Here is a 21703-nt window from a genome sequence, read left to right on the forward strand (position 1 = left end):
CCTGGTTCACGCCTGTGTCTTGCGTGATCGAAACAAGCTGCGATAATGCGCTTCTACCGCGAGTCATATATGGATTTATAGATATATGACCCTCAGCCAATGATACCGGCTGCCTATTTCAACAAGCAGATGTGCCATGAATCCCAACTATCTGGATTTCGAACAGCCGATCGCCGAATTACAGGCGAAAATCGAAGAATTGCGGTTGGTCGATAATGACAGCAAGATCAATCTCAGTGATGAAATCGATCGACTCGAGGAGAAGAGCCAGAAACTCACTGAGTCGATCTTTCGTGATCTGACAGCCTGGCAGGTATCGCAGCTGTCGCGGCATCCCCAGCGCCCCTATACCCTTGATTATTTGGAAGCCGTCTTCAGCGACTTCGATGAACTGCACGGCGATCGCTATTTTGCCGACGATGCTGCCATCGTGGGCGGCGTCGCGCGGCTGGATGACAAGCCGGTAATGGTCATTGGCCACCAGAAGGGGCGTACGGTGCGTGACAAAGTGCGTCGCAACTTCGGTATGCCGCGGCCAGAAGGCTATCGCAAGGCCTGCCGCCTGATGGAGATGGCCGAGCGTTTCAAGATGCCGGTGCTGACCTTCATCGATACCCCAGGGGCCTATCCCGGCATCGATGCAGAAGAGCGTGGCCAGTCCGAAGCGATCGCTTATAACCTGGCCGTCATGTCGCGACTGAAAACACCCATCGTCTCGACCGTCGTCGGCGAAGGAGGCTCCGGTGGCGCTTTGGCCATTGGGGTATGCGATGAACTCATGATGTTGCAATACTCGACCTATGCGGTCATCTCTCCAGAGGGGTGTGCCTCGATCCTGTGGAAAAGCGCCGAAAAGGCGTCCGATGCGGCTCAGGCCATGGGCATCACCGCCGAACGACTCAAAGAGCTTGGGTTTGTCGATACATTGATCGACGAGCCGTTGGGAGGCGCCCACCGCTATCCCCAGGTCATTGCGGAGCGTGTCAAGGAAGGGCTTCTGGCAAGCCTGGAGCGATTGCAGGGGATGGAGACGGAGGCATTGCTCGAACGCCGGTATGAGCGTCTGATGAGTTATGGAGCACCAGCATAACGGCGCTATGCCGCTCCAGAGCCTGATCGACAAAGCTCTGTCGAATACACCTTCGAATCAGCCTGTCTGGATCGCTTTGTCCGGCGGGCTGGATTCTTGTCTGCTGCTGACCCTGGCGGCGCGTGCTGCCCATCGTTTTCCTCGACCCGTCTATGCCTTGCACATCAATCACGGTCTGCAGTCTGCAGCCACTGATTTCGAGCGTCATTGTTGTGCGCTGTGCGCACGACTTGGTGTACCGCTGTTCGTCGAGCAGGTGCAGATTGAAACGAAAGGGAAGGGTGTCGAGGCGGCGGCACGAGAGGCCCGCTACGGGGCGTTTGCGCGACGAGTAAGGGCAAGTGAGGCGCTATGGCTGGCCCAGCATGCGGACGATCAAGCCGAGACGCTGCTGCTGGCTGCGCTACGGGGCAGTGGTGTACGAGGTCTTGCCGGCATGCCGGCAAGGCGTGAGTGGCAGGGCAAAACGGTTCGCAGACCCTTGCTGGACTATCCCCGCAGTGTTCTCGAAGAATGGGCCCAGGCACTAGGGGTCGAGTGGGTCGAAGATCCCACCAATGCAGACATCGCCTTTGAGCGTAACTATCTGCGTCGGCAGATCATGCCGGCACTGACATCTCGTTGGCCCGAGGCGTCCCGTCAGCTGTCTCAGAGCGCGCGCTTGAGCGGCGAGGCAGATTCATTACTTGATGAGCTGGCGGCGCTAGATCTTCATGCGGTAGGCGGCACGCCTCATTGTCTCCAGATCGAACCAATCCGCGTGCTGTCCGAACCTCGTCAGCGATTGTTGATTCGCCATGCTTGCCAACGCCTTGGGCTACCGACGCCTCCGCTTGCGCGTTTACAGACGCTGCTTATTCAGCTCAATGCTCGTCAGGATGCGCGGGTAAAGGTCGAGTGGCCCGGCGTAGAGGCTCGCTGCTGGCGCGGCAAGCTCTTTCTTCAGACGCCGATGGCAGAGCTGCCGCCAATGGATTGGCAGTGCGAATGGGACGGCCGTGCCGGATTGATGACCCCGGTCGGGCGCGTCGAACAGACCCTTACGCCAACGTTGGGCCGTTCAATGGCCTGCTGACATTGGCCTTGCGCAAAGGCGGAGAAGTATTGACGGTTGCCGGGCGGGGGCGGCGAGACGTCAAGCGCCTGCTTCAAGAGGCGGCCATCCTCCCCTGGCAGCGTCCGCAGCAGTTGCTGGCCTGGCACGATGGCACGCTAGTGGCAGTGCTGGGTATCGCCACGGCCCCAGGCTGGCGACAAATAGATCACACCGCTTCGGTAGACTGATCGATTTCCAGTACGAAACCTGCAGCTTTCTGATAGCGGCTTTCCTGTTTGAGGTCGTCGAGAAGAAGCGTTCGCTCCGTCAATGCACCAGACAATGAAAGATATAAAGCTTCATCTTCAACGCGCAGGGTAAAGTCCCGGATGGGCTGTTCTGGACGTGAGTGATTGAGAATTACCGCCAGACGTAACAAGCGCGCCAGCCTGGCATAGCGCGAGCGAATCGCCGCAGGCTGTGCCGTAAGCTCCTTGTGCGGAAATTTGCGCCGATGCGCGAGAACCAGAAACGCCAGCGCGCGTTGCTCTGGCCGCGAGAAACCGGGCAGATCCGAGTTTTCGATCAGGTAAGCGCCGTGACGATGAAATTTGCTGTGAGATACGGCCAGGCCCAGTTCATGTAGCCAGGCGCCCCAGGTCAAAAACTGGTGTTGTACGTCGCCAAGCTGCCAGGCCTCGCGTACTTGATCGAAGGCCGTTGTGGCACTACTTGCAACGTTGTCGGCTTGGCGTGTATCGACGGAATAACGGCGCTGTAGACCATGTAGTGTCTTGAGACGCGAATCTTCAGGGGTATTGCGGCCCACGACGTCGTAAAGCACTCCTTCCCGTAGGCGCCATCCGAGTAGCGCATGTAGGTCAGATCGAATGCTTCGAAAATCGCACATAAAATGGCCAGGCCTGCCGGGAAGACTCTAGCGCGATCCTCCTTCAATCCTTCCATGGTGACTTTGTCGAGTCGCTTTAGCTGGATGACCCTGTCGCGTAAGGCACGCAACCCTTCCAAGCGAATCAGCCCTTCGGGACTATCGCCGTTGGCGTTGAGAATCGATGCAACGGCCTTGATCGTACCGCTTGAGCCGACCGGATCGGACCAGCCCAATTCAAGGTAGGGACGACGGATATTAGCCAATTCAGATAGTGCGGCCAGCTCGGCCTGGCGGAAATTCTTCTCAGTAATATCGCCCTCACCGAAAAAACGACGAGTATAGGTGACGCAGCCCATATGCAGGCTTTCCAACGCCAAAGGTTCGAACCGCTCACCGACGATGAACTCCGTCGAGCCGCCGCCAATATCCACGATCAAACGCCTACCGTAAACATCCGCCAAGGCGTGAGCCGCACCGAGATAGATCAAGCGAGCTTCTTCACGCCCGGCGATGATCTCGATTTCATGTCCGAGCAGTGCTTCGGCATGTTCGATCAAGACATGACTATTGTGGGCGGCACGCAGAGCATTGGTGCCGACGATACGCAGGTCGGGAGAGTCAATATCCTCAATATAGGAGGCAAAACGGGCCAGGCAATCCAGCGCACGCTGCATGGCGTCTTCACTTAAGTTATCGTTGTCGTCGAGACCGGCGGCCAGCTGCACCTTTTCGCCCAGTTTGGCGACGACCTGCAGCTGATCATTCTGATAGTTGGCAACCAACAGGTGAAAACTATTGGAGCCTAGATCAATGGCTGCCAGACGTCGTAGTTGCCCTGCGTCGGTCTGTGGCGTCCTGCTCATGAGCTGTCCCTATTTGGTAGTGGTGTCAGGTTGCTGGGCTCCATAGAGCTTGTCAATTATGCATGTCCATCGTTCAATGAGACTGCGCAACAAAAAAGGCAATAAGACTATGGAAACAACGAGCACTGCCCTGGAATGGCTTTCTGAGACGGCACTGGATGATGTGCTGATACTTTCTGGGGCTACTCTCTTAGTGTTTACGGCCGAGTGGTGCGCGCCATGTCAGGCATTGATACCGCGTCTGGATAGGGTAATCGAGCGGTATTCGGCCCAATGCCGTTGTTATCTTGTCGATATTGATCGATACCCGGACGCTGCCCTCAAATACAATGTACGAGGTATGCCGACGCTGCTGCTATTCGTCGATGGTGATCTGGAAGCGTCCCGGGTGGGGGCCATAAGCGAAGAACAGCTCGAGGCCTTGATCGTCTCGACGCATTGATGACAAAGCTTGCGTTTGACGCTGAGCTTAACTAACATCGAAACATTCGCCTGTTCCGAATATTTTTCTGGACGCATTACGCGACCAATTTCCAAGTCGTCAGTAGCCCACTGATTTCAATCCTTGTCCGATACATCGGCTGAAATTGAATGATATCAGGCGACATGAACAGCGCCTCTCTCGATACCGATAGCATTCATAGTCTCCTTAGTTGGAGCTTCTATTCAATGAGCCTATTGGCGAGCGAAAACCCTCAGGGCTCTGAACGCATTGTGCGGCGTATAACACCGCCTCCTGTCCTATTCCGGCGCACGCCGCCACGCTGACAAGAGCAACTTCTGAACAAACCGATGAATCTTACCGAACTCAAGCAAAAGACCGTGCCGGAACTGCTGGAAATTACTCAGCAAATGGGTATCGACAATCTGGCCCGCTCCCGCAAGCAAGATATCATTTTTGCCATCTTGAAGAAGCATGCCAAGAGCGGTGAAGACATTTACGGCGATGGCGTGCTGGAAATTCTCCAGGATGGTTTCGGCTTTTTGCGCAGCGCTGATAGCTCCTATCTGGCTGGACCAGACGACATCTATGTGTCGCCCTCCCAGATACGTCGCTTCAATCTGCGCAAGGGCGACTCCATCGCCGGCAAGATCCGTCCGCCCAAGGAGGGCGAGCGTTATTTCGCGCTGTTGAAGGTCAATCAGATCAACTTCGATAAGCCGGAGAACGCCAAGCACAAGATACTTTTCGAGAACCTTACGCCGCTGTTTCCCCAGGAACGCATGTTCATGGAGATCGGCAACGGTTCCACGGAGGATCTCACGTCTCGTATCATCGATCTTACCGCCCCCATCGGCAAAGGCCAGCGTGGTCTGATCGTATCACCGCCCAAGGCGGGCAAGACGCTGATGTTGCAGAACATCGCCACCTCTATCACCCGTAATAACCCCGAGTGCCATCTGATCGTGCTGTTGATCGACGAGCGCCCGGAAGAAGTGACGGAGATGTCCCGCACCGTGCGCGGTGAAGTGGTGGCTTCGACCTTCGATGAACCCCCCGCGCGTCACGTACAGGTAGCCGAGATGGTCATCGAGAAGGCGAAGCGTCTGGTGGAGCACAAGAAAGACGTGGTCATCCTGCTCGATTCCATTACCCGTCTGGCTCGAGCCTATAACACCGTAGTGCCGTCTTCCGGCAAGGTGCTCACCGGTGGCGTCGATGCCCACGCCCTGGAAAAGCCCAAGCGTTTCTTCGGTGCCGCGCGTAATATCGAGGAGGGAGGCAGTCTCACCATTCTTGCTACCGCCCTGGTCGATACTGGTTCGAAGATGGATGAAGTAATCTTCGAGGAGTTCAAGGGTACCGGCAACATGGAAGCCCACCTTGATCGCAAACTGGCCGAAAAGCGCGTCTATCCAGCACTCAACATTCGTCGCTCCGGCACCCGCCGCGAAGATCTGATCGCTTCGGAAGACGAGATGCAGCGCATGTGGATCCTGCGCAAGCTGTTGCATCCCATGGACGACACCGCGGCCACGGAATTCTTGATCGATCGTCTCAAGGATACCAAGACTAATCTGGAGTTCTTCGAGGCCATGAAGAGACGTTGATTCTGACCTGCTGCGCTTGACGATACGGCGTTGGAAAACGGCTCAAGCTACTCATTTACTAAAGTAAACTCCGTTTTGGACTCGCGACGTCCATGTCACTCGCTCTGCGAGCAGCGGAGCTGCCCAAATCGTCGATCCTAACGATTTGTGGCCGTTTTCCGCCTGGCCTCGGGAAAGCCGCGATGCATATAGCCACCAGGCCAGGCAGTGAAAGAAGGGGCGGCATGCTATGCTGCCCCTTCTGTCGTTCGGGAGATGGTAATCGCATGAAATACAAGGATCTGCGTGAGTTCGTCGCGGCGCTGGAAAAGAGCGGCGAGCTCATGCGTGTGACTGCTGAGGTGGACCCCTACTTGGAAATCACCGAGATCTGCGATCGTACTCTACGTGCCGGTGGGCCGGCATTGCTGTTCGAGAACGTCAAGGGGCACACCATGCCGGTGCTGGGCAATCTGTTCGGTACGCCGAAGCGAGTAGCCCTGGGCATGGGACAGGAATCGGTGGAGGCGTTGAGGGAAGTGGGCAAGCTGCTGGCCTTTCTCAAGGAGCCGGAGCCACCCAAGGGCTTTCGCGATGCGCTGGACAAGCTGCCGGTCTTTCGTCAGGTCATGAGCATGGGGCCCAAGACAGTCAGGCGCGCGCCGGTGCAAGAGGTGGTGCTCGAAGGCGACGATGTCGATCTCGATCGTATTCCCATTCAGCACTGTTGGCCCGGCGACGTGGCCCCGCTGGTGACCTGGGCACTGGTGGTGACCAAGGGGCCACACAAGGAGCGACAAAATCTAGGGATCTACCGTCAGCAGAAGCTCTCCCGAAACCGTTTGATCATGCGCTGGCTATCCCATCGTGGCGGCGCGCTTGATTTCAAGGAGTGGTGCGCGGCGCACCCCGGCGAGCCTTTTCCCGTAGCCGTCGCCTTGGGCGCGGATCCGGCGACCATTCTCGGCGCGGTCACCCCGGTGCCGGATACGCTTTCGGAGTATGCGTTTGCCGGACTACTGCGCGGCTCACGCACGGAGCTGGTCAAATGCGGGCATGCGGATCTTCAGGTGCCGGCATCCAGCGAGATCGTGCTGGAGGGCTTCATTTACCCTGACGATACCGCGCCGGAAGGCCCTTATGGCGATCACACCGGCTATTACAACGAAGTCGAGACGTTTCCGGTATTCACCATCGAGCGCATAACCCATCGCCGGGATCCGATCTATCATTCCACCTATACCGGGCGTCCGCCGGACGAGCCGGCAATTCTCGGGTTGGCGCTAAACGAGGTCTTCGTGCCGATCCTGAGCAAGCAGTTCCCAGAGATCGTCGATTTCTACCTGCCTCCGGAGGGCTGCTCTTATCGCATGGCCGTGGTAACCATGAAGAAGCAGTATCCGGGCCATGCCAAACGGGTGATGATGGGGGTATGGAGCTTTCTGCGCCAGTTCATGTACACCAAGTTCGTTATCGTGCTGGACGACGATGTAGATGCGCGGCGCTGGGAAGATGTGATCTGGGCGATCACCACCCGCATGGACCCGGCACGGGACACGGTAATGGTGGAAAACACACCGATCGATTATCTTGATTTTGCCTCCCCGGTAGCGGGGCTAGGATCGAAAATGGGGCTGGATGCGACCGCCAAATGGCCTGGCGAGACCGATCGCGAGTGGGGTGAGCCCATTGCCATGGATGAGGCGGTCAAGGCGCAGGTGGACGCCCGCTGGGATGAGCTGGGCATAATCCTGCCCCGAGTAGCGGATCAATGAATCGCTTCGATAATCATATGAGGACAGCATGACGGCAAGGACTCTGATCTGTTACGTGAGCGCGGTAGAAGATCTGACATCCGATGTCTTTCGCGTACATCTGGAGGGCCGCGCCGAAGCGATGGCTCATGCGCCAGGCCAGTATCTCGAGCTCAATCTGGAGGACGATGTCTGGGTGCCGTTCTCCATTGCCAACGCTCATCGTGGCGATGGCACCGTCGAATTGCATATCCAGCACTGGCCGGAACACGACAACTCTCAGCGACTGCGGGAGCTGGTGTTGAAAGCAGGTAAGCTAAGGGTGCGCATGCCCGGCGGCGAGTGCCGTCTGGACCCGGATAGTACGCGCCCACTGCTACTTATTGCTGCAGGCACTGGCTTTGCTCAGATGAAGGCGCTACTGGAAGCCGCCTTGGCTGCGGACAATGCATTACCTGTTTCATTCTGGTGGGCCGTGCGGGAGCGTCGAGATTTTTATCTCGAGAGCTTGGCCCGAGAGTGGGCCGAGACCCACGCCAACTTCTATTTTCATGCGGTATCGGAAGCACCCATTGAAGCAGGCTTCGATGAGGAGCGCGTATTTGGCCATCAAGGGCGTATCGATCAGGTTCTGGTGGAGAACTTGCAAGACATCTCGGGTTACGATGTCTATCTATCCGGATCTCCTGGCATGGTTTACGCCTGCATCGATATTTTGAAGCCTTTGGGCTTGGATCTTGAACGCGTGTTTTCGGATGTTTTTTCCTACGCGCCCCGCGAGTCGTCGAACCCTCGTTGATGCGCTAAAATATCTTTCCCCTGATATTATTCAATGAACGGAGATATGCCCGTGGCTGAGTACGATCCCAACTTCAAGGATAAGAGCGGATTCTTGTCCCTCTTTCTGGGTCTGGTGGTGCTGGTCGGTATGAGTGCCTTGCCTGCGACAATTGTTTGGGTCCAGTATTTCGAATGACGGTTGCCAACCCGGATAAGCCGTGTAGGATAGAAAAGAAATTCAGGAGCTGACCATGTTGCCCGCCCCAATACGTAGCTACACCGACATTTCTGCCCAGCTTCAGCTGGCGTTTGCGTGTGCATGTTACCGGGTAGGCTATTGGCGCTGGTTTAGTCATGATGCGCTCAGTGGTCAGATCTCGATGAATTACGTCAGATGACCTGAACCAAGAGGCGCATCCTGAATCAGCAGGGTTGCCTCCATCAACGCAATAACCCCCCGGTGGCAACTCCACCGGGGGGTTTTTGTTGGCAGCAAGCCGGCCAGGAAACATGACGATGAACGCACAAATACCTAATATCGAGACCGTTATCAAGCCACATCAGGCGTTGAGTAATGAACGCATAATGCCAACCCCAGCCGAGCTGCGCCGCGAGCTGCCGGTCGATATCGAGCTACGCGCCCGGATCACCGCTCAACGCCGGACGGTCCGCGCGATTCTCGATGGCCGCGACGATCGCTTGCTGATGGTGGTTGGTCCCTGCTCGATTCACGATCCTAAAGCGGCAATGGAGTATGCCTATCGGCTTGCCGGACTGAGCGAGCTGATCGCTGATCGAGTGCAGCTTGTCATGCGGGTTTATATCGAGAAGCCCCGCACTACGGTGGGCTGGAAAGGACTCGCCTACGATCCGCATTTGGATGGCAGCGATGATATGGCCCATGGGCTTTTGCTTTCACGACGGCTGATGCGCGATATCGCTGCCTTGGGATTGCCGGTTGCCACCGAGCTCCTGCAACCCATGGTGGCGCCCTATTTCACGGATTTACTGAGCTGGGCAGCCATCGGGGCACGCACCACCGAGTCTCAAGTGCATCGTGAACTGACCAGTGGCCTGGAGGCGGCGGTAGGGTTCAAGAATGCCACCGATGGTGGAATAGATGTTGCCATTGACGCCATTCGTGCCGCGGCCCATCCTCAATGCCATTTCGCAATGGACGTTCAAGGGAGACCGGTCATGCGCGAAACCCAAGGCAATCCGCATACTCATCTAGTATTGCGAGGTGGTCATGGCCAACCCAATTACGAGAGCGCCAGCGTTGCTGCATGTGGACGCGCAATGTTGGAAGCCGGTCTTGTGCCGCGCATCATGGTGGATTGTAGTCACGCCAATTCCCGCAAGGATCATCGACGCCAGAGCGAGGTATTGCTCGATGTGCTGGCGCAGCGCCTGGCCGGCAATACCAGCCTGGTAGGCGTCATGCTGGAAGGTCATCTGCATGAAGGCAAGCAGCCACTCAACCCGGATGCCCTGCGCTATGGCGTGTCGATCACCGATGCGTGTCTTGGATGGGATACTACTGCCGATCTGCTGTTACGGGCCGCCGAGCGGCTGCGCAATGGTTCAAAGGGCGACGCTGGCCCATGAGTTTTCGCTTCGAACATCATGATCCCGAGCAGTTTCGTCGTAAATCGCGTTTCATGGCGATCATCGTGACGGTCCAATTCGTCGTTTTTGGACTATTGTTCTCACACCTGTTGACCACTCGTTTTGGTTCCAGCCTGGCCATGAATGCAGCAGGGGTGCTGCTGGGGCTAATGGCGACCAGTGTCGTAGTGGCGATACTGCGTCGAAAACCCTGGTTACAGGACCAGTGCTATGCCTGGGAACTCAAGCGGCATTTAACGCGAGTAAGCGCGCACTTGTCGACGCTGCGAAAGGCGGGCCTGGAGAACCATGATCCTGCCGCGCTGGATATGCTGGCCTTCTACCATCAGGGAATGGAGCAGCTGGCAGAACTCAATGGGCGCACCACGGATGACGACGGCGAGCGCCTTGCCGAACGACTGAAGCTACGACAGATTCGGGAATCATTGAGCATGCCAGACAAGGTCACCGGCCTTGATCCACAGGCATTGAAGGCGTTTCGCGCAGATCATTAACTGTTTTCACATCAGAGCTTTTTACTGAGTCAGCCTATTGGATCAATTCAGTATTTGGCGGCATAGGCATACAGCAACGTCTCTTGAGCGCTAATGGGGGCAGCGTCGCCGGCTTTCTGTTGCTGATAGCTACCATCTTCGCGCAGTAGCCAGCTCTGGCAGTTATCCACCAGATAGGTCTCCAGGTCCTTGCGCATACGCTGGGCGAGTTTCTTGTCGAGGAGTGGAAAGCAGGTTTCCACTCGATGAAACATGTTGCGCTCCATGAAGTCCGCGCTGGACGCCCACATTTCGGGTTTACCGTCGTTGTGAAAGTAAAACACTCGAGTATGTTCGAGAAAGCGACCGATGATCGAGCGCACCAGGATGTTCTCGGAAATACCCGGCACGCCCGGGCGTAGGCAGCAGGTGCCGCGAATGATCAGATCGCATTTCACTCCTGCCCGAGAAGCACGGTAAAGGGCGCGAATCAGCCTGGGCTCGGTGAGAGAGTTGCACTTGATGATGAGGTGAGTCTTCTTGCCTTTCTCAGCCAGCTTGGCTTCACGATTGATCATCTCCACCAGGCGCTCATGCAGCACGAACGGCGCGTGCAGCAGCAAGTCGATATTGCGCTGCTTGCCCATGCCGGAAAGCTGCTGAAAGACCTTGTGTACGTCCTCGCAGAGGGTTTCATGAGCCGTGAGCAGGCTATAGTCGGTGTACAGCTTGGCCGTCTTGGAATGATAATTGCCCGTGCCCAGATGCGCGTAGTAGCGCAGTTCACCTCCTTCCCTGCGCACGATGTGCAGCATCTTGGCATGGGTTTTGTAAGCCATGACGCCATAGATGACGATAGCGCCGGCTTCCTGTAGCCGTGAGGCCAAGGAAAGGTTGTCCGCCTCATCGAAACGCGCCCGCAGTTCGATGACCACGGTCACCTCCTTGCCGCCTCGTGCCGCCTCCATCAGGGCGCTGACGATCGGTGAGTCGGCGCCGGTACGATAGAGAGTCTGTTTGATGGCCAGTACATCGCTGTCCCGGGCGGCTTCGCGCAACAAATCCTCGATGGGAGAAAAGGACTGGAAAGGGTGATGCAGTAGAATGTCGCCCTGGCGAATGGTATCGAACAGACTGCTTTCGGGCTTGAGTCCCTTGGGTATTCCTGCGGTGAATGGCCGGTAAAGCAGATCCGGCCGATCCATGTCGCCGATCAAGGCCATCATGCGGGTCAGATTGACCGGGCCATGGACGCGGTAAAGATCCTGTTGACTTAACTCGAACTGCTCGAGCAGAAAGGTCACCAGCTCGTCAGGGCAGTTGTCTGCCACTTCCAGACGCACCCCATCGCCATAGCGACGTGCCAGCAATTCGCCTCGCAGCGCCGAGGCCAGATCGGAGACCTCTTCCGGGTCCACGCTGAGATCCGCATTACGGGTCAAACGAAACTGATAACAGCCATGTACTTTCATGCCCGGGAAAACCGCCTGAGCATGGGCGTGGATCATCGACGACAGAAAGACATGATCCGCATAGCCTTTCTCAGCCAGCGTATCAGGCAAACGTATCAAACGGGGGAGTGAGCGCGGCGCCGGTAGGATCGCCAATCCTCCCTCGCGGCCAAAGGCATCCTTGCCTTCAAGCTCGACGATGAAATTGAGACTCTTGTTGACCAGGCGAGGAAAGGGATGGGACGGATCGAGACCGATGGGGCTGATCACCGGCATGACCTCTTCCTCGAAGTAGTCGCTGATCCATTTGCGCTGGGCATCCGTCCACTGTCCGCGGCGTCGGAAGCGAATGTGGTGTTCTTCCAGCGCCGGTATCAGCACATCGTTGAGTATCTGATACTGACGCTCGATCTGCTCGTGGGTGATGCGGGCGATCTCATCGAGCACCTGTTCCGGTGTCAGACCATCGATACCGATGTCATCACGCCCCAGCGCTTGACGATGCTTGAGTCCCGAGACTCGAATCTCGAAGAACTCATCGAGATTCGAAGAGAAGATCAACAGGAACATCAGGCGATTGAGCAACGGATGAGAGGCGTCCAGTGCCTGTTCGAGCACCCGTATGTTGAACTGCAGATGGGACAGCTCACGGTTGAAGTAGAGAACCGTGTCGTCCAGTTCCGCTTCTGGTGAGGGCGTCGGCTTGGCATGAATGCCCGTGCGTGTACGGTTGACCCTTAGTGCTGGAGTGCTAGTCGTCGCCTGTGCCGGCGATGCTTTCCTTTCCTTGTTCGCGGCGGCTGTTTTCTTGCGATCGCGCGGCTTGTCCATTGCATGAGGCCCTGTTACGGCGAGGCGCGTCGCAACCTCGTCTATTGTTTGATCAGCTCGGCCGCCCGCTTGGCGAAATAGGTCAAGATGCCGTCCGCCCCGGCGCGCTTGAAACACATCAGCGATTCGAGGATCACGCTGTCCGCGTCGAGCCAACCATTTTCGAAGGCGGCCATGTGCATAGCGTATTCGCCGCTGACCTGATAGGCAAAGGTCGGGACCGCCAGCTCCTGCTTGATGCGCCGCACCACATCCAAATAGGGCATCCCTGGTTTGATCATCACCATGTCGGCACCCTCGGCCAGATCCAGGGCGACTTCATGCACGGCCTCATCGCTATTGGCCGGATCCATCTGGTAGGTGCTCTTGTCCGCCTTGCCCAGGTTGCTGGCGGAGCCCAGGGCATCCCGGAAAGGACCGTAGTAGCGCGAAGCATACTTGGCGGAGTAGGACATGATGCGGGTGTTATGCAGCTGTTCCTGCTCGAGTACACTGCGGATGGCGCCGATACGACCATCCATCATGTCCGAGGGTGCCACGATGTCGGCCCCGGCTTCGGCATGGGAAAGCGCTTGCTTGAGCAGAGTCTCCACGGTGCGATCGTTTTGCACGTAGCCTTGCTCGTCGAGGATACCGTCCTGGCCGTGCACGGTATAGGGGTCCAGCGCCACGTCGGTGATCACCCCAAGCTCAGGGTAGGCTTGCTTGAGTGCCCGCACGGTGCGCTGTACGAGACCGCCCGAGTTGAATGCCTCTTCGGCATGCTCGCTCTTGTGTTGAGCATCGATGACCGGGAAAAGTGCCAGGGCAGGAATGCCGAGCGCAAATACGTCGCCGGCTTCTTCAAGAAGTAGATCCAGAGACATGCGATCGACGCCGGGCATCGACGCGACCGGTTCGCGACGCTGCTCGCCTTCAAGAACAAAGACCGGCAGAATCAAGTCCGAAGGGGTTAATGAAGACTCACGCATCATGCGGCGGGAAAAATCGTCTTTACGCATGCGGCGCAGACGGGTGGCGGGATACTGGCGTGAGATCGAAAAACTCAAAATTATTTCTCCAGTCAAAGAATCGCGAACGCATACTAGATCAGTCTGCTCGAATGATGTGACAGTAGCGCGACGGCGATGAAGTAGTGCCGCCCATTATATCAATCATGGGCAACACGGGAATGCCGGCGCCTTGTCGCACCATGCAAGACCTTTTAAAGTAAAATACTTGTGAAGGTGCGAATCTCAGCACCGAACTCAAGGAGTAAGGCATGAGCAAACAGGTGGCGATCATCCTGTCGGGCTGTGGTTTTCGTGACGGTTCGGAAATCTATGAAACGACGCTTACGTTATTGCGTCTTGATCAGTTGGGCATCGAATATCACTGTTTCGCCCCGGATCAGGATCAACCCCAAGTGATCGATCATGCCAGTGGCGAACAGTGTGAAGAGGATGTCCGCAACATGCTGGTCGAATCTGCACGCTTGGCTCGCGGCAAGATCGACTCCCTCGAGGCGCTGAACCCTGAGGAGTTCGATGCGGTCATTCTGCCTGGTGGCCAAGGGGTGGCGAAAAATCTTTCGAACTTTGTCGAGGCCGGGGCCGACATGACGGTACTGCCATTGCTGCGCGACAAGATCGTCGAGTTTTATGAGGCAGAAAAACCGATTGGCCTGATGTGCTACTCATCCTTGCTGGCGCCGCGATTACTGGACGTGACCATTCCGGTGACTGTGGGCCACAATGCCAAGATTGCTGGCGCCATCAGCAGCATGGGAGGGCTGCACAAGACCTGTAACGCCGATGATGTCGTCCTGGACCGTGAGCATCGTATCGTGACGACCCCGGCTTTCATGACGGCCAAGGGAATTGCCGAAGCAGCTCTGGGCATCTCCAAGCTGGTTGACAAGATCGATGAAATGATGCGCTGAACGTGTGTACTGCAGAAGCCAGATATGTTGACGGCATGTCGTATGACTATGATGCATGTATGAAAAGGGCCGCCAATAGGCGGCCCCTTTGCATGCTATCCAGGGCAACATGCTATTTGAAAGTTCGATCTATTCGACGTCGTCCGCTTCTTCTTGCTTGCGCCGGCGTCCACGAAGGACTCGTCCGGCTAGAATCCCAATCTCATAAAGCAGCCACATGGGCACGGCCAACAGGCTTTGCGAGATAATATCCGGCGGGGTCATCAACATCCCCACCACGAAACAACCAAGTACGATGTAGGGACGTTTTTTTGACAGGCTCTCGACGGTGGTCGCCCCAGTCCAGATCAGAAGAAAAGTGGCAATAGGGATCTCGAAGGCGACGCCAAAGGCAAAGAACAGTTTGAGAACGAAATTGAGATACTGGTTGATATCCGTCATCACCGCGACGTTCTCGGGACCGGTATGCACGAAGAAGTCGAACAGTAGCGGAAAGACCACGTAGTAGGCGAAAGCAGCGCCGCCATAAAATAGCAGAACGCTTGACGCCAGCAACGGAACCGCGAGTACCTTCTCGTTTTCGTAGAGCCCAGGCGCGATGAAGGCCCAGAGTTGGTGCAGTACGAAAGGAATGGCAATGAATACCGCCACCACCAGAGTCAATTTGAACGGGGCGAGAAAGGGCGAGGCGACTTCGGTGGCGATCATCTGCGAGCCTGGCGGTAGCAGCGCCATCAGGGGATCCGCGACGAAGGTATAGATGTTGTTGGAGAACGCGTAAAGCGCCAGGAAAATCAGCAGAATCGCAACTACCGCCCGCATCAGACGCGAACGCAGCTCGATAAGATGTTCGATCAGCGGTGCCTGAGGCGGTTCTTCCGGGGTATCGTTGCGCGGAGAGGGGGCGTCACTCATCGCGACTTGGCATCCTTGTCATTGGCGTTGGCAGTATCTTGAGGCGAGGAGACGGTAGGCCCACTCGTTATCTGCTCGGGCTCTTCCTTATCAATGCTCCGATCAAGAGGAGCGTCGATATTTTTGGGCGCACGTGTATCGGAAGCAGATCGAGCCGACGTCTTATTGGCATCGCTTGATTCAGAACCCTCGATAAAACTCTCGACGTCCTTACGCGTCTTGTCGAAACTGCTATCGAGTTTTTTCTGATGCTCCTCGAGTTTTTGACGCAGTTCTTCCGCTTCCAGCTGAGAATTGATCTCGCGCTGCATGTTCGAAACGGTGCGCTTGATCTTGCCAACCCACAGCCCCGCCGTACGGGCAGCTTTGGGAAGCCGCTCAGGGCCCAGCACCAACAGGCCGACCACGCCGATGATCAGTAGTTCGAGAAAGCCAATATCGAACATGCAGGATTATTTCCGCTCATGCTTGTCTTCGACATGGTCGCTGTTGCGCTGTTCGGGCTTGACCTCGTAGGTTTCCCCTTCTTCGTCATGACGAACCTGTCGCTGAACGCTGTCGTCCTTTTCCTTACCATCCTTGTCGTCTTCGCCCATGGCTTTCTTGAAGCCCTTGACCGCGCCACCAAGATCCCCGCCAACGTTGCGCAGTTTCTTGGTGCCAAAGATCAGGATGATGATGCCGAGCACGATCAGCAACTGCCAAATACTGATACCACCTAACATTGAGGTTCTCCTCTAAGGGGCAATGAGCCCGTTCATTCAGATTTGCGAGCGGCTTTTTCGTCCAGTCCCGAAATACCGAAACGACGTGCGAGCTCGTCGAGTACCGCTCGATGATCGATATCCAGATGCGACAGCATCACCAGGCTATGAAACCACAGGTCAGCGGTTTCGGCGACCACTGCCTGATGATCCCGGTCAAGATTCTGTTCACTATCCTTGGCGGCAAGGATGGTCTCGGTCGCCTCTTCGCCGATCTTTTCGAGAATCTTGTTGAGTCCTTTGGCGTGCAGCGATGCCACATAGGAAGAATCCGGATCGCCATGACGACGCTCATTAAGCATGTCGCTCAAGCGCTCAAGTATATCGCTCATCGCAAGCTCTTTCTCGAAATGAATGTAAGGTTAGCGCCACAGAAGCATTAAAATACCAATGGCTGCCGCAGTCAGCACCGGCCAGGGTTGCTGGTCTGCCCACTCGGTCAACGGTCGCCAGGCAAGTGCCGCGGCAATCAGCAGAAGCCCGAAGCGCAGCCGCCAGGTCTGGCGGGAAGTCTGGGTCAACTGCTGACGGATGTCGGTCACGCCTTGAGCCAGACGCGACTGCTCTTTCTGGACGTGACTTACCCGGCTAAAGGCATCGTGGGCCAGCCCCGGTAATTCCGGGAGCTGACGGCTAAGTTCCGGCGCCTGCTTCTTGAAAGATTCCCATAACCCGTGGGGTCCGACACGTTCCTTCATCCAGCGCTCAAGATAGGGGCGAGCAGTCGACCACAAATCAAGATCCGGATAAAGCTGACGCCCCAGACCCTCGATATTGAGCAGGGTCTTCTGCAGCAACACCAGCTGTGGCTGCACTTCCATGTTGAAACGGCGCGCCGTCTGGAACAGTCCGAGCAGCACTTGGCCAAAGGAAATTTCTTTCAGTGGACGCTCGAGAATGGGTTCGCAGACCGTACGAATCGCCGCGGCAAACTCGTTGGCCCGGGTGCCTTCCCCCACCCAGCCGGACTCGATGTGCAGGGCGGCAACTTCGTAGTAGTCCTGATTGAAAAAAGCGAGCAGATTGCGTGCCAGATAATCCTGGTCTTCCCGGGTCAAGCTGCCGACGATACCGCAGTCGATGGCGATGTACTGGGGATCTTCGGGATGTTCGCAATTGATGAAAATATTGCCCGGGTGCATGTCCGCATGGAAGAAATTGTCACGGAACACCTGGGTGAAGAAGATTTCCACCCCGCGCTCGGCAAGCTTACGCAAATCGAAATTCTGCTCTTCCAGTGCCTGCATGTCCGCCACGGGTATGCCATAGATACGCTCCATCACCATGATGCGCTGACGTGTGAGTGACCAATAGATGGTGGGCACATAAAGCAAGGGAGAGTATTTGAAATTGCGCTTGAGCTGGGATGTATTGGCGGCTTCCTTACGCAGATCGAGCTCATCCAGAAGCGTCGATTCATAATCCTCGACCACTTCGACGGGACGTAGCCTGCGCGCCTCGGGAACGCGGCGAATCAAGCGGGCAAAGGTATACAGCAGGCCAATGTCCTTGCGCATGGTTTCATCGATGCGCGGGCGAATCACCTTTATCACGACCTCTTCGCCACTATGCAGACGAGCCGCGTGTACCTGGGCGATGGACGCGGATGCCATGGGGACAGCATCAAATTCCGCAAAGCTCGTCTCGATGGAGCATTCAAGTTCGGCTTCAATAAGTGCGCGAGCCTGCTCCCCTGGAAAAGGGGGCACCTGGTCCTGCAAGCGTCTTAGCTCATCAGCGATATCCGGTGGCAATAGATCGCGGCGGGTGGACAGCATCTGACCGAACTTTATGAACACCGGCCCCAGAGCTTCCAGCGCCAGGCGTAAACGCTTGCCCTGAGAATGTGGGCCGGTCGGAATGAGTTGTAGTGGAGAGAGACGAAGCAGCAGGCGCAGCACGCCAGGAAGACGCTCCAGAGGAATCAATGTATCTAGGCGAAAACGGGATACTACCCAAAGGATGCGCAGCAATCGCAGGTTCACGCAATATCCTTTTGATGAGAAGCAAGCTTGTTGTGTAATCGGGCAACGCGAGCTTCGAGACGATCGGTGGCAATTTCGAGCTCGGTCAAACAGTCTCGTAATGCCTCACGTTGAGGATGGCCGGGCAGCAGACGGGACTCCTCGAATACAAAATCGGCGAGGTCAGCGCGAAACTCCCGCTGACTGCGCAGGCCAAAGCGTCCGAAGCGGCGCAGGCCCTCTGCCAGGCTATGACTGGGGCGATCCCCGAACCACTCGGCCAGTGCGCCTTCCCAATCGAGATCGATATCCATCAAAAGGGCCCGGGCACCTTCCAGAATGGCGACCTGGCCACGCAGGGCCAAGCGGCCGGAAAACATTAGACGCTCCAGTGGCTCGCCACCCAGTAAGGCACCGAGTGCATCGCTGTCTATTTCAACCACTGCATCGGCATCGTCTTCCTCGGCCTGAGGCCGATGCAATAGCGTGAGGCCCTGTTCATCGAAGACGATCAGCAGATCGACATGAGGCCTTTCCAGTCTCAAGAGCAGCCGCTTACCGGCAAGCTTTCTTAACCGCGAAGGGGCAGCCGGATCGCGGCTGAGCATTGCGTTGAGCGTTCTTTCGGCGCAACCGAACAGTAGGGTGTACATCAACGAAAAAGAATCCTCATAGCTTGATGCCACGATGCAGGGCAACGATGCCCCCGGTCATATTGGTATATTCCACTCGTTCGAGACCCGCAATCTCCATCATGGTCTTGAGTGTTTCCTGGTCCGGGTGCATGCGAATGGACTCCGCTAGATAACGATAGCTTTCTGCATCATTGGCAACCCATTCCCCCATTCGAGGCAGTACGTTGAAGGAATAGTTGTCGTAGACCTTCGACAGCAAGGCGTTCGGGGGCTTTGAGAATTCCAGTATCAACAGGCGACCGCCGGGCTTGAGTACCCGGGTCATGGAGCGCAAGGCCGCGTCTTTGTCAGTGACGTTGCGTAGACCGAAGGCAATGGTGATGCAGTCGAAGCTGTTGTCGGGGAAGGGCAGACATTCCGCATTGGCCTGAACGTATTCAACGTTATCGCCTACACCGTTGTCGATGAGCTTGTCGCGCCCTACCTCGAGCATCGATTGATTGATGTCCGCCAATACGACACGGCCGCTGGGGCCGACAATGCGCGAGAACTTGAGGGTCAGATCACCGGTGCCGCCGGCAATGTCGAGCACCTGATGGCCTCGACGCACCCCGGCGCGTTCCAGGGTCACACGTTTCCAGAGGCGGTGAATACCCAGCGACATGAGGTCGTTCATGACGTCATAGCGGGCGGCTACCGAATGAAAGACATCCGCCACTCGAGAGGCCTTTTCCTCGAGTGCCACCTCTTGATAGCCAAAATGAGTCGTACGCTTGTCCATGTCCATCCTTGTGACTCGAATCAAAATGGGTATGAGGCCATTGTAGACTTGGAGGGTGGCGTTTGTCTTTCAATGCGCCAAGGCGTCAGCACAGGATGCGTTTTTGTCACAGTTGCTTGAGGGGAATTCCCAACGGCTCCCTGGAGGCACCCACTTCTTCAAGACGGCGCAGATAGTCGGCCCAGTTGGCTTTCTGATTGATGGCCAGGTCGTAAAGATAATCCCAGCTGTAAAGCCCCGTATCGTGGCCATCGTCGAAATGCAGCTTGAGCGCATAGCGCCCGGTCTGGGTAATGTTCTTCAGGCCCACGTATTTCATGCCTGTCTGCAGGGTTGCCGTGTCGGGTCCATGGCCGCGTACCTCGGCGGAGGGAGAGAAGACTCGCAGGTACTCGGCGCTCAGGCGGTAGTTCTCATATTCGTCCTTACCTTCAGCATAGCCAAGTTCGAGTTCACGATCCTGCTTGTGATAATGCACGCGGGTGGGAATCGGAGCTGTCATGTTTTGCCCTCCTGAAACCGAAAAAAGGCGAGCAGTCGATGCTCGCCTCAGGATGCCTCAAAGAATATACCGCGACAAATCCTCGTCCATCGCCAGTTCGCCAAGCTGGGAATTGACGTAGTCCGCGTCGATGACCAGCGGGTCCGGCATGTCGCTGCTCTGGAACGATGCCTCCTCGAGCAGGCGCTCCATCACCGTATGCAGACGCCGGGCACCGATATTTTCGGTACCTTCATTGACCTGATAGGCGATTTCCGCAATGCGGGCGATGCCGTCTTCAGTGAATTCGATGGTCAGACCTTCCGTGGCCAGTAGCGCCTGGTACTGCTTGGTCAGCGCCGCGGAGGGCTCGGTCAGTATGCGCCGGAAATCTTCCGGGGTCAGGGCGTTGAGTTCGACGCGAATCGGCAGACGACCCTGAAGCTCCGGGATCAGGTCCGAGGGCTTGGAGAGATGGAAGGCACCGGAAGCGATGAACAAGATATGATCCGTCTTGATCATGCCGTGCTTGGTGGACACCGTTGAGCCTTCGATCAGGGGCAGCAGGTCCCGCTGTACACCCTCCCGAGAGACCTCCGCGCCGCCGGATTCACCGCGCTTGGCAACCTTGTCGAGCTCGTCGAGAAAGACGATGCCGTTTTGTTCCACCGCTTCAATGGCACGCCGCTTGATATCCTCGTCATTGACCAGCTTGGCAGCTTCCTCGTCCCGCAGCAGGGGCCAGGCCTCCTTGACCGTGACGCGCTTGGTCTCGGATTTCTGCTTGCCCATGCTGGAGAACATGCTCTGCAGCTGGCTGGTCATCTCCTCCATGCCGGGAGGGCCGGCAAGATCGAAACCCGCGCTTTGCGGAGTGATCTGGATATCGATCTCCTTGTCGTCGAGCTGGCCTTCGCGCAGCTTCTTGCGAAACGTCTGGCGGGTCGATGAGTCGTTGCGAGCACTGTCGTACTCGCTGCCCCGGGGGCGCGGCAGCAGGGCATCGAGGATGCGATCCTCCGCCGCGTCTTCGGCTCGGTGACCCACCTCTTCCTTTGCCTGCTCGCGCACCATCTTGATCGCCATTTCGATCAGATCTCGAATGATGGATTCTACATCGCGACCCACATAGCCGACCTCGGTGAACTTGGTCGCCTCGATCTTGATAAAGGGTGCCCGCGCGAGCTTCGCCAGGCGGCGGGCGATTTCGGTCTTGCCCACGCCAGTGGGGCCGATCATCAAGATGTTCTTGGGAGTGACTTCCGGGCGCAGCTCGTCGTCGAGCTGCATACGCCGCCAGCGATTGCGCAGGGCGATGGCCACGGCGCGCTTGGCATCGTGTTGGCCGATGATGTACTGGTCCAGGGCGTGGACGATTTCACGAGGCGTCATCTGGGATTGGTTCATGAGGC

The 21703-nt window shown here is 56.8% G+C and carries 22 protein-coding genes and 1 pseudogene; 11 read left to right on the forward strand and 12 right to left on the reverse strand.

All coding sequences use genetic code 11. The features are described from left to right. Positions 1-136 precede the first annotated feature (136 nt). Genes accA through tilS (CH74_RS19385) form a run of 3 tightly spaced genes read left to right on the forward strand, consistent with a single transcriptional unit; the run spans position 137 to position 2374 of the window. A complete protein-coding gene (gene accA / locus CH74_RS05000; protein ID WP_048306373.1) occupies positions 137-1090 on the forward strand; it encodes an acetyl-CoA carboxylase carboxyl transferase subunit alpha in 954 nt (317 codons plus the stop codon). Beyond that, the gene (gene tilS / locus CH74_RS05005; protein ID WP_253272951.1) at positions 1074-2165 is read left to right on the forward strand and encodes a tRNA lysidine(34) synthetase TilS; all 1092 of its coding nucleotides are present in this window, start codon (positions 1074-1076) and stop codon (positions 2163-2165) included. Before accA ends, tilS (CH74_RS05005) begins: the two co-directional genes overlap by 17 nt. A gap of 2 nt (positions 2166-2167) precedes the next feature. Beyond that, positions 2168-2374, forward strand: a complete 207-nt coding sequence (gene tilS, locus CH74_RS19385; protein WP_253272952.1) for a tRNA lysidine(34) synthetase TilS — start codon at positions 2168-2170, stop codon at positions 2372-2374. On the opposite strand, the pseudogene CH74_RS05010 reads toward tilS (CH74_RS19385), so the two are convergent. Further along, positions 2353-3881: pseudogene (locus CH74_RS05010) on the reverse strand (exopolyphosphatase). The gene tilS (CH74_RS19385) and the pseudogene CH74_RS05010 overlap by 22 nt on opposite strands. Positions 3882-3990: 109 nt before the next feature. Between CH74_RS05010 and CH74_RS05015 the strand changes: the two are divergent. From CH74_RS05015 to CH74_RS05040, 7 genes are all read left to right on the forward strand, one after another. Continuing rightward, entirely contained in the window at positions 3991-4323 is a 333-nt protein-coding gene (locus CH74_RS05015; protein ID WP_048306374.1) for a co-chaperone YbbN, read from the forward strand. A 350-nt stretch (positions 4324-4673) separates the two neighbouring features. Beyond that, positions 4674-5933 (forward strand): transcription termination factor Rho, encoded by a 1260-nt coding sequence (gene rho / locus CH74_RS05020; RefSeq protein WP_048306375.1) that lies wholly within the window; start codon positions 4674-4676, stop codon positions 5931-5933. Between the two features lie 266 nt (positions 5934-6199). Then, the gene (gene ubiD / locus CH74_RS05025; protein ID WP_048306377.1) at positions 6200-7687 is read left to right on the forward strand and encodes a 4-hydroxy-3-polyprenylbenzoate decarboxylase; all 1488 of its coding nucleotides are present in this window, start codon (positions 6200-6202) and stop codon (positions 7685-7687) included. 28 nt (positions 7688-7715) lie between these two features. Beyond that, entirely contained in the window at positions 7716-8465 is a 750-nt protein-coding gene (locus tag CH74_RS05030) for an FAD-binding oxidoreductase (protein WP_048306378.1), read from the forward strand. A 51-nt stretch (positions 8466-8516) separates the two neighbouring features. Further along, the gene (locus CH74_RS19795; protein ID WP_298380071.1) at positions 8517-8642 is read left to right on the forward strand and encodes a hypothetical protein; all 126 of its coding nucleotides are present in this window, start codon (positions 8517-8519) and stop codon (positions 8640-8642) included. A gap of 320 nt (positions 8643-8962) precedes the next feature. Beyond that, positions 8963-10054, forward strand: a complete 1092-nt coding sequence (locus tag CH74_RS05035; protein WP_048306380.1) for a 3-deoxy-7-phosphoheptulonate synthase — start codon at positions 8963-8965, stop codon at positions 10052-10054. Next, positions 10051-10569 (forward strand): DUF3087 family protein, encoded by a 519-nt coding sequence (locus CH74_RS05040; protein ID WP_048306382.1) that lies wholly within the window; start codon positions 10051-10053, stop codon positions 10567-10569. The genes CH74_RS05035 and CH74_RS05040 overlap by 4 nt, the downstream gene beginning before the upstream one ends. 47 nt (positions 10570-10616) lie before the next feature. Here CH74_RS05040 and ppk1 read toward each other — a convergent pair whose 3' ends face one another. Together ppk1 and hemB are read right to left on the reverse strand one after the other, a co-directional pair. After that, positions 10617-12830 carry a polyphosphate kinase 1 gene (gene ppk1, locus CH74_RS05045; RefSeq protein ID WP_048306384.1) on the reverse strand — a complete coding sequence of 738 codons (2214 nt, stop codon included), beginning with the start codon at positions 12828-12830 and terminating at the stop codon, positions 10617-10619. A 41-nt stretch (positions 12831-12871) separates the two neighbouring features. Further along, positions 12872-13879, reverse strand: coding sequence for a porphobilinogen synthase (gene hemB, locus CH74_RS05050; RefSeq protein ID WP_048306386.1), 1008 nt, complete (start codon positions 13877-13879; stop codon positions 12872-12874). 212 nt (positions 13880-14091) lie between these two features. Between hemB and elbB the strand changes: the two genes are divergently transcribed. Then, the gene (gene elbB / locus CH74_RS05055; protein ID WP_048306387.1) at positions 14092-14751 is read left to right on the forward strand and encodes an isoprenoid biosynthesis glyoxalase ElbB; all 660 of its coding nucleotides are present in this window, start codon (positions 14092-14094) and stop codon (positions 14749-14751) included. Between the two features lie 129 nt (positions 14752-14880). On the opposite strand, the gene tatC is transcribed toward elbB, so the two are convergent. From tatC to hslU, 9 genes are all read right to left on the reverse strand, one after another. Beyond that, positions 14881-15666, reverse strand: coding sequence for a twin-arginine translocase subunit TatC (tatC, locus tag CH74_RS05060; protein ID WP_048306389.1), 786 nt, complete (start codon positions 15664-15666; stop codon positions 14881-14883). Next, positions 15663-16112 carry a Sec-independent protein translocase protein TatB gene (gene tatB / locus CH74_RS05065; RefSeq protein WP_048306390.1) on the reverse strand — a complete coding sequence of 150 codons (450 nt, stop codon included), beginning with the start codon at positions 16110-16112 and terminating at the stop codon, positions 15663-15665. Before tatB ends, tatC begins: the two co-directional genes overlap by 4 nt. A gap of 6 nt (positions 16113-16118) precedes the next feature. After that, a complete protein-coding gene (gene tatA / locus CH74_RS05070) occupies positions 16119-16391 on the reverse strand; it encodes a Sec-independent protein translocase subunit TatA (RefSeq protein WP_048306391.1) in 273 nt (90 codons plus the stop codon). A gap of 32 nt (positions 16392-16423) precedes the next feature. Next, a complete protein-coding gene (locus CH74_RS05075; protein WP_048306393.1) occupies positions 16424-16762 on the reverse strand; it encodes a phosphoribosyl-ATP diphosphatase in 339 nt (112 codons plus the stop codon). A 30-nt stretch (positions 16763-16792) separates the two neighbouring features. Further along, positions 16793-18415: a ubiquinone biosynthesis regulatory protein kinase UbiB gene (gene ubiB / locus CH74_RS05080; RefSeq protein ID WP_048306394.1), complete on the reverse strand. Its 1623-nt coding sequence runs from the start codon at positions 18413-18415 to the stop codon at positions 16793-16795. Then, positions 18412-19047 carry an SCP2 domain-containing protein gene (locus CH74_RS05085; RefSeq protein WP_048306395.1) on the reverse strand — a complete coding sequence of 212 codons (636 nt, stop codon included), beginning with the start codon at positions 19045-19047 and terminating at the stop codon, positions 18412-18414. The genes ubiB and CH74_RS05085 overlap by 4 nt, the downstream gene beginning before the upstream one ends. A 16-nt stretch (positions 19048-19063) precedes the next feature. Further along, a complete protein-coding gene (gene ubiE / locus CH74_RS05090; RefSeq protein ID WP_082140295.1) occupies positions 19064-19810 on the reverse strand; it encodes a bifunctional demethylmenaquinone methyltransferase/2-methoxy-6-polyprenyl-1,4-benzoquinol methylase UbiE in 747 nt (248 codons plus the stop codon). A 106-nt stretch (positions 19811-19916) separates the two neighbouring features. Further along, complete coding sequence (locus tag CH74_RS05095; protein ID WP_048306397.1) at positions 19917-20312, reverse strand: gamma-butyrobetaine hydroxylase-like domain-containing protein; 396 nt, start codon at positions 20310-20312, stop codon at positions 19917-19919. 57 nt (positions 20313-20369) lie between these two features. Continuing rightward, positions 20370-21698 carry an ATP-dependent protease ATPase subunit HslU gene (gene hslU / locus CH74_RS05100; protein WP_048306398.1) on the reverse strand — a complete coding sequence of 443 codons (1329 nt, stop codon included), beginning with the start codon at positions 21696-21698 and terminating at the stop codon, positions 20370-20372. Between the last annotated feature and the right edge of the window lie 5 nt (positions 21699-21703).

Origin of the sequence: Halomonas sp. PR-M31, assembly GCF_001039575.1 — a bacterium.
In the GTDB taxonomy this organism is placed as follows: Bacteria; Pseudomonadota; Gammaproteobacteria; order Pseudomonadales; family Halomonadaceae; genus Modicisalibacter.